Origin of the sequence: Streptomyces sp. NBC_00464 (assembly GCF_036013915.1) — a bacterium.
Lineage (GTDB): Bacteria > Actinomycetota > Actinomycetes > Streptomycetales > Streptomycetaceae > Streptomyces.
Genome location: NZ_CP107899.1, coordinates 4901246 through 4918119, shown reverse-complemented (window position 1 = coordinate 4918119; position 16874 = coordinate 4901246). Strand labels below are relative to the sequence as shown.

The window sequence follows — 16874 nt, the reverse complement described above, 5'->3', positions numbered from 1 at the left end:
CGTTCGCGGGGGCCAAGTGACTCCCTGATCGCCCAGGGTGCCCGAGCGCAGCTCAGGGCGCACGGATGCACAAGGAGCGCACGGCCGGGCCGCTCATCCGGACGGTAACCCTCCGCAAGATCCCGGCAGCAGAGCGTGTTGTGGCGGATTCATGACGTTCGTACACCCCCCGCTCTCTTATGGAAGGGGGGTGCCGGGCCATTACCCTTTCGGTTGGCCCCCTGCCCGACCACTCCGGAACGCGAGATTCATGACCGGCACAGACGATGTCCTGCTTGTCCACGGCGGAACCCCGCTGGAGGGCGAGATCCGCGTCCGAGGCGCCAAGAACCTGGTGCCGAAGGCAATGGTCGCCGCGCTGCTCGGCAGCGGGCCCAGCCGACTGCGCAACGTGCCCGACATCCGCGACGTGCGGGTGGTGCGCGGGCTGCTGCAGCTGCACGGCGTGACGGTCCGTCCGGGTGACGAACCGGGTGAGCTGATCCTCGACCCCACTCATGTCGAGAGTGCGAACGTCGCCGACATCGACGCCCACGCGGGCTCGTCGCGCATTCCGATCCTCTTCTGCGGCCCGCTGCTGCACCGGCTGGGCCATGCGTTCATCCCGGGTCTCGGCGGCTGCGACATCGGCGGCCGGCCGATCGACTTCCACTTCGACGTGCTGCGCCAGTTCGGCGCGACGATCGAGAAGCGGGCGGACGGCCAGTATCTGGAGGCCCCGCAGCGGCTGCGCGGCACCAAGATCCGGCTGCCGTACCCCTCGGTCGGCTCGACCGAGCAGGTGCTGCTGACCGCGGTGCTCGCCGAGGGTGTCACCGAGCTGTCCAACGCGGCCGTGGAGCCGGAGATCGAGGACCTCATCTGCGTACTGCAGAAGATGGGCGCGATCATCTCCATGGACACCGACCGGACCATCCGGATCACCGGTGTCGACCGTCTCGACGGTTACACGCACCGGGCGATCCCGGACCGCCTGGAGGCCGCCTCCTGGGCGTCCGCGGCGCTTGCGACCGAGGGCAACATCTACGTCCGCGGCGCCCAGCAGCGGTCGATGATGACGTTCCTGAACACCTTCCGCCGGGTCGGCGGCGCCTTCGAGATCGACGACGAGGGCATCCGCTTCTGGCACCCGGGCGGCGCGCTGAACGCCATCGCGCTGGAGACGGACGTGCACCCCGGCTTCCAGACCGACTGGCAGCAGCCGCTGGTCGTGGCGCTGACGCAGGCCGCCGGTCTGTCGATCGTGCACGAGACGGTGTACGAGTCGCGGCTCGGCTTTACCTCGGCGCTCAACCAGATGGGCGCGCACATCCAGCTCTACCGCGAGTGCCTGGGCGGCAGCGACTGCCGCTTCGGCCAGCGCAACTTCCTGCACTCCGCGGTCGTCTCCGGGCCGACGAAGCTGCAGGGCGCGGATCTGGTCATCCCGGACCTGCGCGGCGGTTTCTCGTACCTGATCGCCGCCCTGGCGGCCCAGGGGACGTCCCGGGTGCACGGGATCGACCTGATCAACCGCGGCTACGAGAACTTCATGGACAAGCTGGAGAAGCTCGGCGCCAAGGTGGAGCTGCCGGGCGGTTCACTGGTCTGAGGACGCTCCCGGGGGCCCAGCGCCCCCGGGACTGCCTCTTCCGAGGCCCGGAACGGCGTTCTGCGGCCCGTACGCCGAAGGGCGGCCACCCTGGTCGGGGTGACCGCCCTTCGTCGTGCCCAGGGTCTTACTTGCCCTTGGCGGCTTCCTTGAGCTTCGAGCCCGCGGAGACCTTCACGCTGTAGCCGGCCGGGATGTTGATCGGGTCGCCGGTCTGCGGGTTACGAGCGGTGCGAGCGGCACGGTGGGTGCGCTCGAAGGTCAGGAAGCCGGGGATGGTGACCTTCTCGTCGCCCTTGGCGACGATCTCACCGACGGTCTCGGCGAGCGCGGCCAGCACGGCGTCGGCGTCCTTGCGAGTCACCTCGGCGCGGTCGGCCAGGGCGGCCACCAGCTCACTGCGGTTCATGTTGTTACTCCCGTGTTCTTCTTGCCTGTGAGGCGTGAGATCGAAGCCGATGCTGCCAGGGCCCTCGGACAGTCCCCGGACCCGGGTCCGTTTTTTTAGACCTTCGCGCCCCGTGGGGTCTCCCCCGGACGAAGTCCTTGGGAAAGCATCCTGCCCCCACCTGCGGCGGGAAAGCCAATCCGGCACCCTCCGGAGTCACACGAAAAGCACCACTGCCTCGTCATGGTGACGTTCCGTCGACTCCCCAAAAGCGGTCCGCACCTGATGCGGGGCTCTACGGGACGCGTCGCCCGCCCACCCTAAAGGGGCGTTTGGGGCGCCGCGACCCGCGACGCGCCGGATATCAGACGGACGTGGGGCCCGTCACAGCCGCACCGGCCGCCTTCGCGGCCTCCCGGACGGCTCCCGCGACCGCTCCGGCGACCTTGTCGTTGAAGACCGACGGGATGATGTAGTTCGCGTTCACCTCGTCCTCGGCGACCACGTCGGCGAGGGCGCGCGCGGCGGCGAGCATCATCTCCGTGTTGACGGTGCGGGACTGAGCGTCCAGCAGCCCGCGGAAGACGCCGGGGAAGACCAGGACGTTATTGATCTGGTTGGGGAAGTCCGAGCGGCCGGTGGCCACGACCGCCGCGGTCCGGCGCGCGATCGCCGGGTCGACCTCGGGGTCCGGGTTCGCGAGCGCGAACACGATCGCACCGTCGGCCATGGCCGCGACATCGTCGCCGTCCAGCACGTTCGGGGCCGAGACGCCGATGAAGACGTCGGCGCCCACCACGGCCTGCTTGAGGGTGCCCGTGACGGACTCGGGGTTGGTGTTGTCGGCGATCCAGCGCAGCGGCGAGTCGGCGTCGGCGGAGACCAGGTCCTCACGGCCGGCGTGCACCACACCGTGGATGTCGGCGACGACCGCGTGCTTGACGCCCGCGGCGATGAGCAGCTTCAGGATGGCCGTACCGGCCGCTCCGGCACCGGACATGACGACCCGTACGTCCCCGATTCCCTTGCCCACCACGCGCAGGGCGTTGGTCAGCGAGGCCAGGACGACGATGGCGGTGCCGTGCTGGTCGTCGTGGAAGACGGGGATGTCCAGGGCCTCGCGCAGCCGGGCCTCGATCTCGAAGCAGCGCGGCGCGGAGATGTCCTCCAGGTTGATGCCCGCGAAGCCGGGGGCGATCGCCTTGACGATCTCGACGATCGCGTCGGTGTCCTGGGTGTCCAGGCAGATCGGCCAGGCGTCGATGCCGGCGAAGCGCTTGAAGAGGGCCGCCTTGCCCTCCATGACGGGGAGGGCGGCCATCGGGCCGATGTTGCCGAGGCCGAGCACCGCGGAGCCGTCCGTCACGACTGCGACGGAGTTGCGCTTGATGGTGAGGCGCCGGGCGTCCTCGGGGTTCTCGGCGATCGCCATGCAGACCCGGGCCACGCCCGGGGTGTAGATCATCGAGAGGTCGTCACGGTTGCGGATGGGATGCTTCGACTGCATCTCGATCTTGCCGCCGAGGTGCATCAGGAACGTACGGTCGGACACCTTGCCGAGGATGACGCCCTCGATGTCGCGCAGACCCTCGACGATCTCGTCGGCGTGCGAGGTGGAGGAGGCCGCGATCGTGACGTCGATCCGCAGCTTGTCGTGGCCGGAAGCGGTCACGTCGAGGCCGGTGACCGAACCGCCGGAGGACTCCACGGCCGTGGTGAGCTGGGAGACCGCTGTGCCGCTCGCGGGCACCTCCAGCCTGACCGTCATCGAGTACGAGACGCTGGGCGCCGTTGCCATGGCCGAGTCCTTCGCTTTCCTTAGCTTCATTGCTATACGTGGCCGGAACTGCCGCCCCGGACACGCCTTCCGATATTCGCACCTACCGACGAGTAGCCGGTAATGACTGCCACGCTTCGGAAAGTGTTTTCCACCATACGAGATATGAGGGCCTCGGCGGAACCCCTGCCGGCCGCGCATCCGGGACCGTGAACAAAAACAGACCCGCGCCACCGGAGGGTGACGCGGGTCTGTCTTCTTCAGTTGAACGGCACCGACCCGCCATGCTCGCCTCGCGGCAAGTGGTCGCTCGAAGCGACGAAGGTTGGGCCCGGGGGCTTGGATCGAGCCGGTGCCGACTCCAGGCTAACAAACACCCCGGAGAAGTGATTCCCCCAGCGCAGGTTGACCCGAAAAAGGCTCCCGCACCGCCACCTCCCGGGTCCCGTCAGTCCCTGAGCAGGTCCGGCACCCCGTCCTCGTCGGGCAGGTCCCGCTCCCCCGAGACGACCGTCAGCTGCTGCGTCGCGCGCGTCAGCGCCACATACAGCACCCGCAGCCCCGCCGGGGACTCGTCCGCGATCTCCGCGGGCGAGACGACCACCGTCGCGTCGTACTCCAGGCCCTTCGCCTCCAGGCTGCCGAGCGCCACCACGCGCTCGCCGAGCTCCGCGAGCCAGCCACGGGCCTGCGCCCGCCGGTTCATCGCGACGACGACACCGACCGTGCCGTCCACCTCGCCGAGCAGCCGCCGCGCCTCCTCCCGCACGGTGCCGGCCAGATCGCCGTCCCGCACGGTCTCGAAGCGCGGCTTCACGCCCGTGGAGCGGACCGCGGCCGGGGACTCCATGCCCGGCATCGCGAGCGCCAGGACCTTGGCGGCGAGCTCGGCGATCTCCGCCGGGTTGCGGTAGTTGACGGTCAGCGTGAAGTTCCGGCGCGGCCGGCTGCCCAGCGCCTCGTCACGCGCCGCCGACGCCTCGTCCGGATCGGACCAGGAGGACTGCGCCGGGTCGCCGACGATCGTCCAGGTGGCGTGCCGGCCACGGCGGCCGACCATCCGCCACTGCATGGGCGTGAGGTCCTGCGCCTCGTCGACGATGACGTGCGCGTACTCCGTGCGCTCCGCCGCAAGCCGTTCGGCCCGCTCCCACTGGGTCTCCTCGCGCTGCGGCATCAGCTCCTCCAGACCGGTGAGATGGTCCAGCGGATCGAACTCGCGCTTGCGCTTGGGCCGGTTCGGGGTGCCGAGCAGGGTCTGGAGCTCGTCGAGGATCGCCACGTCGTGGACGGAGAGCGGCCCGCGGCCCTCCGCGTCCAGCCGCTTCAGGGAGCGCGCGAGCCGGCGCACCTCGCCCTGGTTGAGGGTCCGGCGCGCCCACCGGCCGAGCTGCTTCTCGTCCGCCATCGCGGCGAGCACCCCGCGCGGGGTGAGCTCGGGCCACCAGGCGTTCAGGAACTCGATGAACGGTGCCTCGGTGGAGACGTCCTCGTCGAACGACGAGCGGAGTTCGGCCGCGAGCTCCTGATCGGTGTAGCGGCCCCGGCCCGACGACCTGGTCCACAGCGCGTCGAGCAGCAGCTTGCGGGCGCGCGGGCGCAGCAGGTTGACCGGTGCGGTGCCGCTGAGCACGTTGTTGCGGATGCGCCGGAGCTCGTCCTCGTGCAGTTCGACGCGGGCGCCGAAGGCCACCACCCTGAGCCGGGTGGGGGTGCCGGCGTCCCGAGGGGCCTCCTCGGCCTCCCCGAACGCCAGCTGGCCCTCCTCCTGGGCAGACGGGCGGTGTCCGGGCCGGTCCAGCGCCCCGCGGGCCGCCTTGCGCAGCACGTGGAGCATCCGGGAGGAGCCCTTGATCCGGGCGACGGCGGGTTCGTCGTAGGTGGTGGCGCCCTCGATGCCGGCCGCCTCGTCGGAGAGCGAGCCGACCGCACGGATCGCGACCTGGCCCTCCTCGCCGAGCGAGGGCAGCACGCCTTCGGTGTACGCGACCAGCAGCGGGGTCGGTGAGACGACGAGGATGCCGCCCGCGTACCGCCGCCGGTCCTGGTAGAGCAGGTACGCGGCCCGGTGCAGGGCGACCGCGGTCTTGCCGGTGCCGGGACCGCCGGAGACCTCGGTGACCGAGGCGGCGGGCGCCCGGATCACCAGGTCCTGCTCGGCCTGGATGGAGGAGACGATGTCCCGCATGGTGTGGCTGCGGGCCTGGCCGAGCGCCGCCATCAGCGCGCCGTCGCCGATGACGGGGAGCTTCTCGCCCTCCAGGAACGCGGTCAGCTCGGGCCGCATCAGGTCGTCCTCGACCCCGAGGACCCGGCGGCCCTTGGAGCGGATGACCCGGCGGCGTACCACCCGGCCCGGTTCCTTCGGCGTCGAGCGGTAGAACGGCGCGGCCGCCGGGGCCCGCCAGTCGATGACCAGCGGCGCGTAGTCGGAGTCGAGGACCCCGATCCGGCCGATGTGCAGCGTCTCGGCGATATCGGCGGTGCCGTCGTCCCGTACGACGTCGTCGGCGGGTTCGACGGAGGTGAACGCGCCGTCCGGGCCGCGCTCACCGTCCTTGCCGAGCAGCAGATCGATCCTTCCGAAGAGGAAGTCCTCGAACTCGCTGTTCAGCCGGTTGAGGTGGATTCCGGCGCGGAACACCTGGGCGTCACGTTCGGCGAGCGCTCCCGGTGTACCCACCTGGCCGCGCTTGACGGCGTCATTCATGAGAAATTCCGCCTCGTGGATCTTCTCCTCGAGGCGGTGGTAAACACGGTCGAGATGTTCCTGCTCGACACCGATTTCCCGGTCCCGCAACGAATCGACAGCGGCATCCTGCGCGGCCACCGAGGCCCCCTTCTGACGTGCATTGGGCAGCCGTCAACCCTATGCGAAGGGGGGCCGTCGCGCACCTGCCGCCGCCATCGATCTTGCGCTCCGGGATATCGATTGCGTGTCGGAGGCCGGGATGCCACCTCCGAGGACGTGCGCTGCGGCCCTCAGACGCCGACGCTCACCAGCCGTTCGCCGTCGAACGTACGGACCTCGAAGTGGTCGATGTCGGCCCGGTCCATGGCGGCCCCGCCGTGGACGTAGAGCGGGTACCTGGCGGTGGGGTGGGCGGAGTCCGCGATGCCGTATCCCCATTGCGGTACGGACCAGGAGGTGACGACCTCCTCCTCGCCGGTCTTCGAGACGGCGACCAGCCTGCACTTCTGCGGGCCCTTCACGTTCTTCAGCTCCAGCACGGTGTGCGTGCCCCAGGCCTTCGGCTCCATCCCGACCGTGGCGTCGACCGCGGTGACCGGGTCGGTCGCCTCCGCCTTCTCCTTCATGTGGTGGAAGAAGGCGTCCTCGGCGGGGCTGGTGGGGTGCGGGTCGGCCGCCGCCACGCCGCGCGGGCCAGCGTCGGTGGCCGTCACCGCGATCACCGGGCCACCGATGATCAGCGCCGCTGCCGCCGCCACCAGATACCTCGTCCGCCGGGTGCGCCGGGCGCGCCCGGCCGCCACCTCGTCGACCAGGGTGTCGAGCACCCGGGGCGCGGGCGGCGTGGGGACGTGCGGGACCGGGCGGGCGCCCGGCACGGAGGCCGGGGACTCGGCGAGCATCGCGAGCATCGGCTCCATCCCGGCGAACTCGTCGAGGTGGGCGGCGCAGCGGGCGCAGCGGGCCAGGTGCGCCTCGAAGGCGGCGGCCTCGGTCCCGTCCAGGATGCCCAGGGCGTAAGCGCCCGCCGCGTCGTGTCCTGCCTCGTCCATGGGCCCGGTGGGGGTTGCAGCGGGGGCAGCGGCGGCAAAGGGGTCGGGGGGACCGGCCGGCCGGGGTCCGAAGGGCTCCCATTCCTGGTCGCTCATGCCGTGATCCCCCTTTCTTCGAGTGCGAGCTTCATCGAGCGCAGTGCGTAGAAGACCCGGGACCGCACCGTGCCACTGGGGATACCGAGCACGTCGGCCGCCTCGTTGACCGTACGGCCCTTGAAGTAGGTCTCGACCAGTGCTTCCCGGTGGGCCGGGGTCAAATCGTCGAGCGCGTCCGAGAGCGTCATCAGCCACAGCGCCTTGTCGATCTCGTCCTCCGCGGGAATGACCTCCAGTGGCGACGGGTCGACCTCGTGCGGCCGGGCCTGCCGGCTGCGGTGGCCATCGATGACGATGCGCCGGGCGACCGTCACCAGCCAGGGCCGGACGGAACCGGTGGCCCTGTTGAGCGAACCGGCGTTCTTCCAGGCACGGATGAGCGTTTCCTGCACCACGTCCTCGGCGCGCTGCCGGTCGCCGGCGACGAGACGGAGCACGTACGCGATCAGAGGTCCGGCGTGCTCGCGGTAGAGCGCCCGCATCAGCTCCTCGTCGGGGACGGCGGAGGGCGACGGGGGCGGCCCACTGCGATGCCGGGCCCTGTGCGGACGGTCATCGGCCACGGCCGCATCCTTGCGCACCCGAACCTCCCGGTCGAGACCCTGTCGAGCTCCTTGGCCATCGATACGGGGATGCGGGGCGATCCATTCAACGCCCGTCCAAGATTCTTTACGGATCCGGGGTTTCGCGGTCCGCGGAGGGACCGGCCGGCTCGGTATGACGCCTCCGGTGCCGGGCGACCCGTTCGCGGTTGCCGCAGACCTCGCTGGAGCACCAGCGCCGGCGTCGGCCGCGTGAGGTGTCCAGGTAGACGCGGCGGCAGTTGTCGCCCTCGCAGCGGCGCAGCCCGGCCAGGGCGACCGGGTCGGTGAGCAGGTCCACGGCGTCCCGCGCCACGGCGGCCAGCAGCGCCCCGCAGCCGGGCTCGGTGCTCAGGCCGCGTACCAGGGCGCCGTTCCCGGCGCGCACGGCGCACAGGCCGGGCGGGGCGGCGGCCGCGAGCGCGTTGACGCGCTCCAGGGCGCCGTCCGCCGCCCGTCCGCCGAGCTGCGCGGTCAGCAGCCGGTCCACGGCGCTCCGCAGCTGCCGGAACCGCACGAGCCAGTGGTCGTCCACGCCGTCGAGCCGGGTGCCCAGCGGTACGGCCCCGGCGCGCACCAGCCAGTCGGCGAGCCGCTCGGGCCGGTCCAGCGGGTCGGCGGTGCCCGGACTCCCGGCAGCTGTCGCGGCCAGGTCCAGGCAGAGCCGTCCGGAGTCGAACCGCCAGTCGTACGAGCCCTTGCGCGTCGCCATGCGCATGCCACCGCCTCGGGTCCGATCGCCGTCCCCACCAGAGTGCCCCGCGCGGCCTCCGGCCGTAACCCCTGCCGCCGCGCGGACCCGCGACAACTCCCCTCGTACGATGGCCGGATGGACGACCACCTGCGCTCCGACCACCTGCGCACCGACCGCATCCGGGCCGGCTCCCTGGTGCTCCGCCCCTGGCTGCCGGGCGACCTCGCAGTCCTGCTCGACGCGTACCGCGACCCGGCGATCCAGGCGGGGTCGCGCGCCCCGGTGGAGGACGAGGAGGCGGCGGCGCGCTGGCTGCGCGCACAGGACGAGGGCCGGGCGTCCGGGCTGCGCCACAGCTTCGCCGTGGTGGACCCCGCGCTCGGGGACGGGCCGGTCGGAAACGTCGTCCTCGTGCACCCTGCGCCGGGCTCGGGTTCGGGTTCGGCCGAGGTCGGCTACTGGACGGCGGCGCACGCCCGCGGTCGTGGCATCGCTCCGCAGGCCCTCGAAGCGCTCACCCACTGGGCGTTCACGGCGTTCGCCGGGGACGGTCTCGTACGGCTGGACCTGCTGCACCAGGTGGACAACGACGCATCGTGCCGGGTGGCGGAGAAGGCCGGATACGGCTTCGCGGAACTGCTGCCCGCGCACCCGCCGTGGCCGCTCGACGGCCACCGCCACGCGCGCCGGGCGGACTGACCCGACCGCCCGTTCAGGCTCCGGACCCCGCCGGTTCCCCGGTCACCGGGCCGTCGTGCAGGATGCGCTGGAAGAGCCGGTGATCGCGCCACTCCCCGTTGATGTGGAGATAGCGCGGGGCCAGGCCGAACTCCTCGAAGCCGCACTTGGCGAGCACCCGCTGCGACGCCGCGTTGTCCAGCACCGTCCCGGCCTCGACCCGGTGCAACCGCAGCTCGTCCCGGGCCAGTTCGCAGATCAGCCGCACCGCCGCGGTGGCCAGCCCGCGCCCCGCGAGATCCACGTCCACCCAGTAGCCGAGGGTGGCGCTGCGGAACGGTCCGAGCACCATGCCGTTCAGGTTGAACCCGCCGACCGCCCGGTCCTGCGCGTCGCAGAGCACCCAGGGCATCGCGCGCCCCGCGTCGCGGTCCGCCAGCGCACCCGCCAGCCGCTCGCGCTGCCCCTCCTCGGTGTAGAAGGCGTCGGGCCGCAGGGGCTCCCAGGGCTGCATGTACGCACGGCTGCGGGTCAGCGAATCGGCGAGGGAGGAGGCATCGGCAAGGGTCACGGGACGCAGCCGCACCCCGGCGTCGACGCGATGGGTGTCATTACTCATCCGTCCACGGTAACCGCAGGTCGCAGCGGTGCGCCCACGGTTTTCGCAGCGCTCAGGAGTCGGCGTACTTGGCGTCCGATGCCGGGTCCAGGGCCAGCCGGTAGCCGCGTTTGACCACCGTCTGGATCAGCCGGGGCACCCCGAGCGCGGTGCGCAGCCGGGCCATCGCCGTCTCCACCGCGTGCTCGTCCGTACCGCTGCCGGGCAGGGCGCGCAGCAGATCGGCGCGGGCCACCACCCAGCCGGGCCTGCGGGCCAGGGTGTGCAGCAGGGCCATGCCGGCGGGCGGCACCGCGCGCAGTTCGTCGTCGACCAGGACGGCGTGGCCGCGGATCTCGACGCGGTGCCCGGCGACCGGCAGGGTCCGGGCCCGGGAGGGCAGTTCGCGGCAGATCAGCTGAACGAGCGGGCCGAGCCGGAAGCGCTCCGGCTGGGCGGTGTCGATGCCGCGGTCCTGCAACGGGAGTGCGGTGACCGGTCCGACGCAGGCCGAGAGGACGTCGCCCTGAAGGGCGCCCATCAGGTCGGTCAGCAGCCCGCGTTCCTCGGCCCGGCGCAGCAGGGAGACCGCCGCCGGGGCGCTGGTGAAGGTGAGCGCGTCCAGACCGCGGGCGACGGTGATGTCGATCAGCCGGTCGAGCGGTGCGATGTCCTCGGGCGGCATCCAGCGGTAGACGGGCACGCCGATGACCTCGCCGCCGGCTGCGCGCAGCGACTCCACGAAGCCGGGCAGGGGTTCGCCGTGCAGCTGGAGGGCGATGCGGCGGCCCTCGACGCCCTCCTCCAGGAGCCGCTCCAGCACCTCGGCCATGGATTCGGACGCCGGTGACCAGGTCTCGGTCAGCCCTGCGGCACGGACCGCACCCTTGACCTTGGGGCCACGGGCGAGCAGTTCGACTCCGCGCAGGGTGTCCAGCAGCTGTTCCCCGATGCCCCAGCCGTCGGCGGCCTCGATCCAGCCGCGGAAGCCGATCGCCGTGGTCGCGAGGACCACGTCGGGGACGACGTCGATGAGTTCCTTGGTGGCGGCGAGCAGTTCGCTGTCGTCGGCGAGCGGCACGATCCGCAGGGCGGGCGCGTGCACCACGGTGGCACCCCGCCGCCGCAGCAGGGTGGAGAGTTCGTCCGCCCGGCGCGCGGCGGTGACACCGACCGTGAAGCCCGCGAGGGGCCCGTGCTGTTCGTCGTCGTGCATATGGTCTACCCGGCTCTCGTCCCGCTGCTGCTCAATGGTGCGGAGGGCCGAGCCTGCCAACGAAGCGTGACAGGCTCGGTTCACCCGTATTTCCCGCCCGTTACGTCACCCGACATGTCAGGGCCGTCCGTTTGGATCAGGCTGGATCAGGGAGCGGGGTCCGGTGCCGTGCATCGCAAGGCGGAGGAGGGAGTCATGGCGGAGCCATGGCGACCGACGACAACGCCGCGAGGCGCGGCACCGGACCCCGCGAGCCCAGCCTGATCCAAACGGACGGCCCTCAGGTCATCATCACACTTCGGCGTAGCTGAGCTGGGGCTTCGCGGGGACCTCCGCGGTCCGGCGAAGGTATACCGCCCAGGTGAGCGCGAAACACACCCCGTAGAAGGCCAGGAAGGACCAGAAGGCCGCCGTTCCGGTGCCCGAGGTCTGGAAGGACTGCCGGAAGGCGAGGTTGATGGCGAGCCCGCCGAGCGCCCCGACCGCGCCGATGAGTCCCATCGCCGCCCCGGACAGCCGCCGCCCCTGGGCCGCCGCCTCCTCGCCGCGCAGCCCCTGGGCGATCGCCTTGGCGTGGAAGATGCCCGGGATCATCTTGAACGTCGATCCGTTGCCGAGCCCCGTCAGGACGAACAGGGCCGTGAAGCCGATGAGGAACACGGTGAGCGATTCGATGCCGGAGGCGTAGACGACGACACCGGTCGCCACGGCCATGGCGGCGTAGTTCGCAAGGGTGATCCGGGCGCCGCCGTACCGGTCGGCCAGCCAGCCGCCGACCGGCCTGATGAGCGAGCCCAGCAGCGGGCCGACGAAGGTGAGCGAGGCGGCCTGCAGCGGGGTCCGGCCGAACTGGGTCTGCAGGACGAGCCCGAAGGCGAAGCTGTAGCCGATGAAGGAGCCGAAGGTGCCGATGTAGAGCACCGCCATGATCCAGGTGTGCGGATCGCGCGCGGCATCCTTCGCGGCCCCGGTGTCGTTCTGTACGGGTGCCAGGTTGTCCATGAACTTCGCGGCGCACAGCCCGGCGACGACGATCAGCGGGATGTACACGCCGAGCACGATCCGCGGGTGCATGGCGCCCGCGGTCCCGATCACGAGCAGGCCGATGAGCTGCACGACGGGCACGCCGATGTTGCCGCCGCCCGCGTTCAGCCCGAGCGCCCAGCCCTTCTTGCGCAGCGGGAAGAAGGCGTTGATGTTCGTCATCGAGGAGGCGAAGTTGCCGCCGCCGATGCCGGTCAGCGCGGCCACGGCCACGAAGGTGGGGTACGAGGTCCCCGGCTCCATCACCATGAAGGCGGCGACCGTCGGCACCAGCAGGGTGAACGCGCTGAACACGGTCCAGTTCCGGCCGCCGAAGCGGGCGACGGCGAAGGTGTACGGCACTCGCACGAGCGCCCCGACCAGTGTGGCGGTGGAGATCAGGAAGAACTTCCCCGCCGGGTCCACCCCGTACTCCGGCCCCATGAACAGGACCATCACCGACCACAGGGTCCAGATCGAGAACCCGATGTGCTCGGAGAGTACGGAGAACCAGAGGTTCCGGCGGGCGATCCGCTCGCCCTTCTCCTGCCAGAACGTCTCGTCCTCCGGCTCCCAATGCTCGATCCAACGGCCAGCCATCACGCGCCTCCACGGGTGGTCGGGGTGTTGTCCCCGACGCTAGAGAGCGCGCGTTTCGGTGTGGTGCCGCGAGGTGACCGGTGCGCAACCTTGCTCTCACCGGGCCGGGGGCGGCCCGGTGAGACGGTGTTCGGCGGCCGCGTTCAGCGGCCTCGGGCCGACTGCCCCTCGGGCCGGCTCCGGGCCGCCCCAGGCCGCCGCATTCTCTTCGGGGCGCCGTTCGGCCACAGCTGCGGCCGGCGCTTCGCCGCCACGTCCTCGGTCCAGCCGAACGCGAGGATGCACACCGCGATCAGCGCCCAGGCGAAGAGCAGGACGGGCACCCAGCTCTCCAGCAGCCAGGGCACGTTCTCGCCCAGGAAGTCGACGGCCCACAGCCGGTCGTACACCGTGGCGGCGACGAGGATGCAGACGTTGTGCCAGAGATAGATCGTGACCGCACGTGAGTTGAGCAGTGTGATCGTGGTGTCCCAGGCCTGCAGCCGCTTGGGCCACTGGGTCCAGGACGGGCTGTAGTGCAGCAGGAGCAGGACGCAGCCGAACGACCACAGGGCCTGCGCCAGCGGAATGGCGTCCAGGTCGAACCCGGCCCGGAACCCCTCGTGCGAGGCCCACCACAGGCCCAGCGCGGCGACGACCGGGGCGAGGGACGGCACGAGGTAGGAGGGCAGCCGCTTCAGGATCCCCTCCTGGTGGGCCATCCCGAGCACCCAGCAGGCACCGAACGTGCTGAAGTCGGTGATCGCCGAGTCAATGCGCTCCGGGGTGGAGATCATCTCCCTGGACATGATGAAGGCCATCACCAAGGGGGCGAGCAGGGTCGGCCAGGGCATCTTGCGCAGACCCCGCAGGATCAGCGGCGACATCAGGACGTACCAGAGGTACGCACGGATGTACCAGAGGGGCCCGGCGAGGTCGCTCCCCCAGGTCTCGCCCAGGAAGCCGTGGATGCCCGGCAGTTCCTCGGCGAACGGCGGATCGCTCAGCGGCAGGATCCAGAGCAGCAGATGGGTCCACCACCAGCCGGGGTGCCCGTCGGCGTCCGGCCCCCAGCCCTGGAGCACCATGCCGGTGACCCCGATCGCGCCGAGCAGCCAGAGCGGCGGCAGCAGACGGCGGACGCGGCTGCGGATCACCTGTGCGGCGGGCCGCTTCAGCGAGCGGGCCATGAGATTGCCGGCCAGGGCGAACATGACGCCCATCGACGGGAAGACGATCGGCAGCCAGGCCCAGCCGGTGAGGTGGTACAGGACGACGCGGAACAGCGCGAGGGCGCGGAGCAGGTCGAAGTAGCGGTCCCGGCCGGGCTTCTTCGGCCCGGGCGCGGGTTCCGCCCCCGGCACCAGGGAGACCGGTGCGTCCGGGGCGCCCGGCGGCACGGCCCGGTCCGGCGATGCCTGCTGCGGCAACGGCTGGGTCCGGGGGCCGTAGGGGTCGTACGGCTTGTACGCCTGGTACGGCTCGTAGGCGCCGTGCGGCTCGTACGGCCTGTGGTTCTCGCGCGGGCCCGAATCGGGCGGGGTGGGGCTGGGGTTGGGGCTGGGGTAGGTCACGCGACGGGCCTCCGGTCGGTGCTGCGTCCGGTCCCCTGGCTCGGCAGGGCACGCGGCGCCTCCACGACCCCCGTGCGGCGCAGCTTCTGCCAGCGCAGCCGGCCGCCGGTGAGAGCGGTGATCCAGGACTGGAGCAGCACCACGTACATGAGCTGCCGGTAGAGGACCTGCTGAAGGGGCAGCGAGAGCAGATGGGTCATGCGCTCCCGGTCGAGCCGGAAGGCGTACGCGGCGCAGACGGCCTGCACCGCGAGGACACCGAGCCAGGCGACGACCGTCTTCTCGGTGGGGCCGAACACGAGCCCGTACAGCAGGAAGACGTCGATGAGCGGGGCCAGCAGCGGGGCGACGACCATGAACAGGGCGACGAACGGCAGCCCGACGCGTCCGAAACGGCCGGACGGGCCGCGCTCGATCACCGCACGGCGGTGCTTCCAGATGGCCTGCATCGTGCCGTACGACCACCGGTAGCGCTGCGACCAGAGCTGCTGGACGGACTCCGGTGCCTCGGTCCAGGCGCGGGCGTTCTCCGCGTACACGACGCGCCAGCCGTCCCGGTGCAGGGCCATGGTGACGTCGGTGTCCTCGGCGAGGGTGTCGTCGCTCATGCCGCCGATCCGGTTCAGCGCGTCACGGCGGAACGCCCCGACCGCACCGGGGATGGTGGGCATGCAGCGCAGCATGTCGTACATCCGGCGGTCGAGGTTGAAGCCCATCACGTACTCGATGTGCTGCCAGGCGCCGATCAGGGAGTCGCGGTTGCCGACCTTGGCGTTGCCCGCGACGGCCCCGACCCGCGGGTCGGCGAAGGGCTGCACCAGCTCGCGGACGGTGGACGGTTCGAAGACCGTGTCGCCGTCCATCATCACGATGATGTCGTGACGGGCGTGCGCGATGCCGTTGTTCAGTGCGGCGGGCTTCCCCGCGTTGCGCTGGCGCACCACCCGGACACCCGGCAGCCGCATCCGGTCGACGAGGTCGGCGGTGCCGTCCGTGGAACCGTCGTCGATGACGATGACCTCCAGCGGATAGTCGCTCGCCATCAGCGAACGCACCGTGTTGGCGATGCATTTGCTCTCGTTGTACGCGGGCACCAGGACGGACACCGGGCGGGTGAGCGGCTCGCCCCAGCTGAAGTCGCGTTTGCGGACCCGGCGGGCGTGCGCGAAGGACAGCAGCAGCATCAGGCCGAAACGGGCCAGGACCAGCACCCCGATGACGGCGAGACCCACCACCATCACACCGGTGATGTGTTCCGAGACCTCGACGGCGTAGACGAACGCCTTGCCCTTCCAGAGCGCGTACCCGGTGACCGGGGTGTGCGCGCTGGGGGCGCCGAGGGCGGCGGTGAGGTTGTCGAACTCGTAGCCCCGCTCCTGCATCTTCGGCAGGAACTTCCCCAGGGCGGTGACGGTCTGCGACCGGTCGCCTCCGGAGTCGTGCATCAGGATGACGGCGCCCTCGCCGTTCTCCGGCGTGGCCCGGTCGATGATCGCCCTGACCCCGGGCCGCTTCCAGTCCTCGCTGTCGGTGTTGTTGACGACGGTGAGGTAGCCGAGGCTGCCGACGTACTGGGTGACCGGCCAGGACTTGTCGTCCATGGCGTCGGCGAACGAGGAGTACGGCGGCCGGAACAGGGACGTACGGATGCCGGCGGCGCCCGCCAGCGCCAGCTGGTTCTGCGACAGCTCCCAGTCGATGCGGCGGGTGGACTGGTAGGAGAGGTCGGGGTGGTTGAAGGTGTGCAGCCCGACCTCGTGCCCCTCCTCGACCATGCGCTCGACCAGATCGGGGTAGCGCGAGGCCATGGTGCCGGTGACGAAGAAGACGCCGTGCGCGTGGTACTTCTTCAGCTCGTCCAGCACCCGCGGGGTCCACACCGGGTCGGGGCCGTCGTCGAAGGTCAGCACGATCCGGTGGTCGGGAATCCGCAGCGTCTCGGCGGGCTCGGTGGCGCTGCGCGCGTCGATGACCGGGCCGCCGTCGAGCACCTGCTCGGGCACCCGGTCGGTGGCCGCAGGTGGCTGGATCCGGTGGTCGGCGAGGATTTCGCTGTGCACGTAGCCGCGCAGCATCAACATGGCGAGCAGGGCAACGAGGAACAGGAACGGCAGCATGTAGCGCATGGGAAGTCTGCGCCGCCGGGTCTGCTTCTTACGGTGGTGCCTGCCCCGCGGGGCGGGGGTGGTCATCTAGGGGCCTTTCGTTCGGACCAGGCCGGATCAGGGAGCGGGGGCCGGTGCGTGCAGCTGCAAGGCGGAGGAGGGAGTCGGATGGGGTCTCCCCTGCTCGAGCGAAGCCGAGAGCTTGGGGAAGGAGCGTTGGCGACCGA

General features: G+C 71.2%; 13 protein-coding genes. 2 read left to right on the top strand and 11 right to left on the bottom strand.

Translation table 11 applies throughout. The features are described from left to right. Positions 1 to 250 precede the first annotated feature (250 nt). A complete protein-coding gene (gene murA, locus OG912_RS22100; RefSeq protein ID WP_030922987.1) occupies positions 251 to 1591 on the top strand; it encodes a UDP-N-acetylglucosamine 1-carboxyvinyltransferase in 1341 nt (446 codons plus the stop codon). A 127-nt stretch (positions 1592 to 1718) separates the two neighbouring features. Here murA and OG912_RS22095 read toward each other — a convergent pair whose 3' ends face one another. The 6 genes from OG912_RS22095 to OG912_RS22070 form a co-directional block, all read right to left on the bottom strand. Beyond that, positions 1719 to 2000: an HU family DNA-binding protein gene (locus tag OG912_RS22095; protein ID WP_003968811.1), complete on the bottom strand. Its 282-nt coding sequence runs from the start codon at positions 1998 to 2000 to the stop codon at positions 1719 to 1721. 343 nt (positions 2001 to 2343) lie between these two features. Then, complete coding sequence (locus OG912_RS22090; protein WP_326736458.1) at positions 2344 to 3777, bottom strand: NAD-dependent malic enzyme; 1434 nt, start codon at positions 3775 to 3777, stop codon at positions 2344 to 2346. A 427-nt stretch (positions 3778 to 4204) separates the two neighbouring features. Then, positions 4205 to 6586: a HelD family protein gene (locus tag OG912_RS22085; protein WP_327710918.1), complete on the bottom strand. Its 2382-nt coding sequence runs from the start codon at positions 6584 to 6586 to the stop codon at positions 4205 to 4207. 152 nt (positions 6587 to 6738) lie between these two features. After that, entirely contained in the window at positions 6739 to 7596 is an 858-nt protein-coding gene (locus OG912_RS22080; RefSeq protein ID WP_327710917.1) for a zf-HC2 domain-containing protein, read from the bottom strand. Continuing rightward, positions 7593 to 8180, bottom strand: a complete 588-nt coding sequence (locus tag OG912_RS22075) for a sigma-70 family RNA polymerase sigma factor (RefSeq protein ID WP_327710916.1) — start codon at positions 8178 to 8180, stop codon at positions 7593 to 7595. Before OG912_RS22075 ends, OG912_RS22080 begins: the two co-directional genes overlap by 4 nt. A gap of 88 nt (positions 8181 to 8268) precedes the next feature. Continuing rightward, on the bottom strand, positions 8269 to 8892 hold the full coding sequence (locus tag OG912_RS22070) for a CGNR zinc finger domain-containing protein (RefSeq protein ID WP_327710915.1): 624 nt from the start codon (positions 8890 to 8892) through the stop codon (positions 8269 to 8271). Positions 8893 to 9009: 117 nt separating this feature from the next. On the opposite strand from OG912_RS22070, the gene OG912_RS22065 reads away from it, so the two are divergent. After that, positions 9010 to 9573 (top strand): GNAT family N-acetyltransferase, encoded by a 564-nt coding sequence (locus OG912_RS22065; RefSeq protein ID WP_327710914.1) that lies wholly within the window; start codon positions 9010 to 9012, stop codon positions 9571 to 9573. A 13-nt stretch (positions 9574 to 9586) separates the two neighbouring features. Here the strand turns inward: OG912_RS22065 and OG912_RS22060 are convergent, their stop codons facing one another. The 5 genes from OG912_RS22060 to OG912_RS22040 all read right to left on the bottom strand — a co-directional run bounded on the left by OG912_RS22060 (position 9587) and on the right by OG912_RS22040 (position 16668). Beyond that, on the bottom strand, positions 9587 to 10171 hold the full coding sequence (locus OG912_RS22060; protein ID WP_327710913.1) for a GNAT family N-acetyltransferase: 585 nt from the start codon (positions 10169 to 10171) through the stop codon (positions 9587 to 9589). 52 nt (positions 10172 to 10223) lie between these two features. Then, on the bottom strand, positions 10224 to 11366 hold the full coding sequence (locus OG912_RS22055) for a uroporphyrinogen-III synthase (protein WP_327710912.1): 1143 nt from the start codon (positions 11364 to 11366) through the stop codon (positions 10224 to 10226). A gap of 291 nt (positions 11367 to 11657) precedes the next feature. Continuing rightward, positions 11658 to 12989, bottom strand: coding sequence for a nitrate/nitrite transporter (locus OG912_RS22050; RefSeq protein WP_327710911.1), 1332 nt, complete (start codon positions 12987 to 12989; stop codon positions 11658 to 11660). Between the two features lie 143 nt (positions 12990 to 13132). Beyond that, entirely contained in the window at positions 13133 to 14335 is a 1203-nt protein-coding gene (locus OG912_RS22045) for an acyltransferase family protein (RefSeq protein WP_327713508.1), read from the bottom strand. A 203-nt stretch (positions 14336 to 14538) separates the two neighbouring features. Beyond that, complete coding sequence (locus OG912_RS22040; protein WP_443061099.1) at positions 14539 to 16668, bottom strand: glycosyltransferase; 2130 nt, start codon at positions 16666 to 16668, stop codon at positions 14539 to 14541. Between the last annotated feature and the right edge of the window lie 206 nt (positions 16669 to 16874).

Excerpts from the sequence above, each read along its gene's own strand:
- OG912_RS22095 (WP_003968811.1), bottom strand. The coding sequence starts at position 2,000 with ATGAACCGCAGTGAGCTGGTGGCCGCCCTGGCCGACCGCGCCGAGGTG.
- OG912_RS22090 (WP_326736458.1), bottom strand. The coding sequence starts at position 3,777 with ATGGCAACGGCGCCCAGCGTCTCGTACTCGATGACGGTCAGGCTGGAG.
- OG912_RS22040 (WP_443061099.1), bottom strand. The coding sequence starts at position 16,668 with ATGCGCTACATGCTGCCGTTCCTGTTCCTCGTTGCCCTGCTCGCCATG.
- OG912_RS22060 (WP_327710913.1), bottom strand. The coding sequence starts at position 10,171 with ATGAGTAATGACACCCATCGCGTCGACGCCGGGGTGCGGCTGCGTCCC.
- murA (WP_030922987.1), top strand. The coding sequence starts at position 251 with ATGACCGGCACAGACGATGTCCTGCTTGTCCACGGCGGAACCCCGCTG.
- OG912_RS22080 (WP_327710917.1), bottom strand. The coding sequence starts at position 7,596 with ATGAGCGACCAGGAATGGGAGCCCTTCGGACCCCGGCCGGCCGGTCCC.
- OG912_RS22055 (WP_327710912.1), bottom strand. The coding sequence starts at position 11,366 with ATGCACGACGACGAACAGCACGGGCCCCTCGCGGGCTTCACGGTCGGT.
- OG912_RS22065 (WP_327710914.1), top strand. The coding sequence starts at position 9,010 with ATGGACGACCACCTGCGCTCCGACCACCTGCGCACCGACCGCATCCGG.
- OG912_RS22050 (WP_327710911.1), bottom strand. The coding sequence starts at position 12,989 with ATGGCTGGCCGTTGGATCGAGCATTGGGAGCCGGAGGACGAGACGTTC.
- OG912_RS22070 (WP_327710915.1), bottom strand. The coding sequence starts at position 8,892 with ATGGCGACGCGCAAGGGCTCGTACGACTGGCGGTTCGACTCCGGACGG.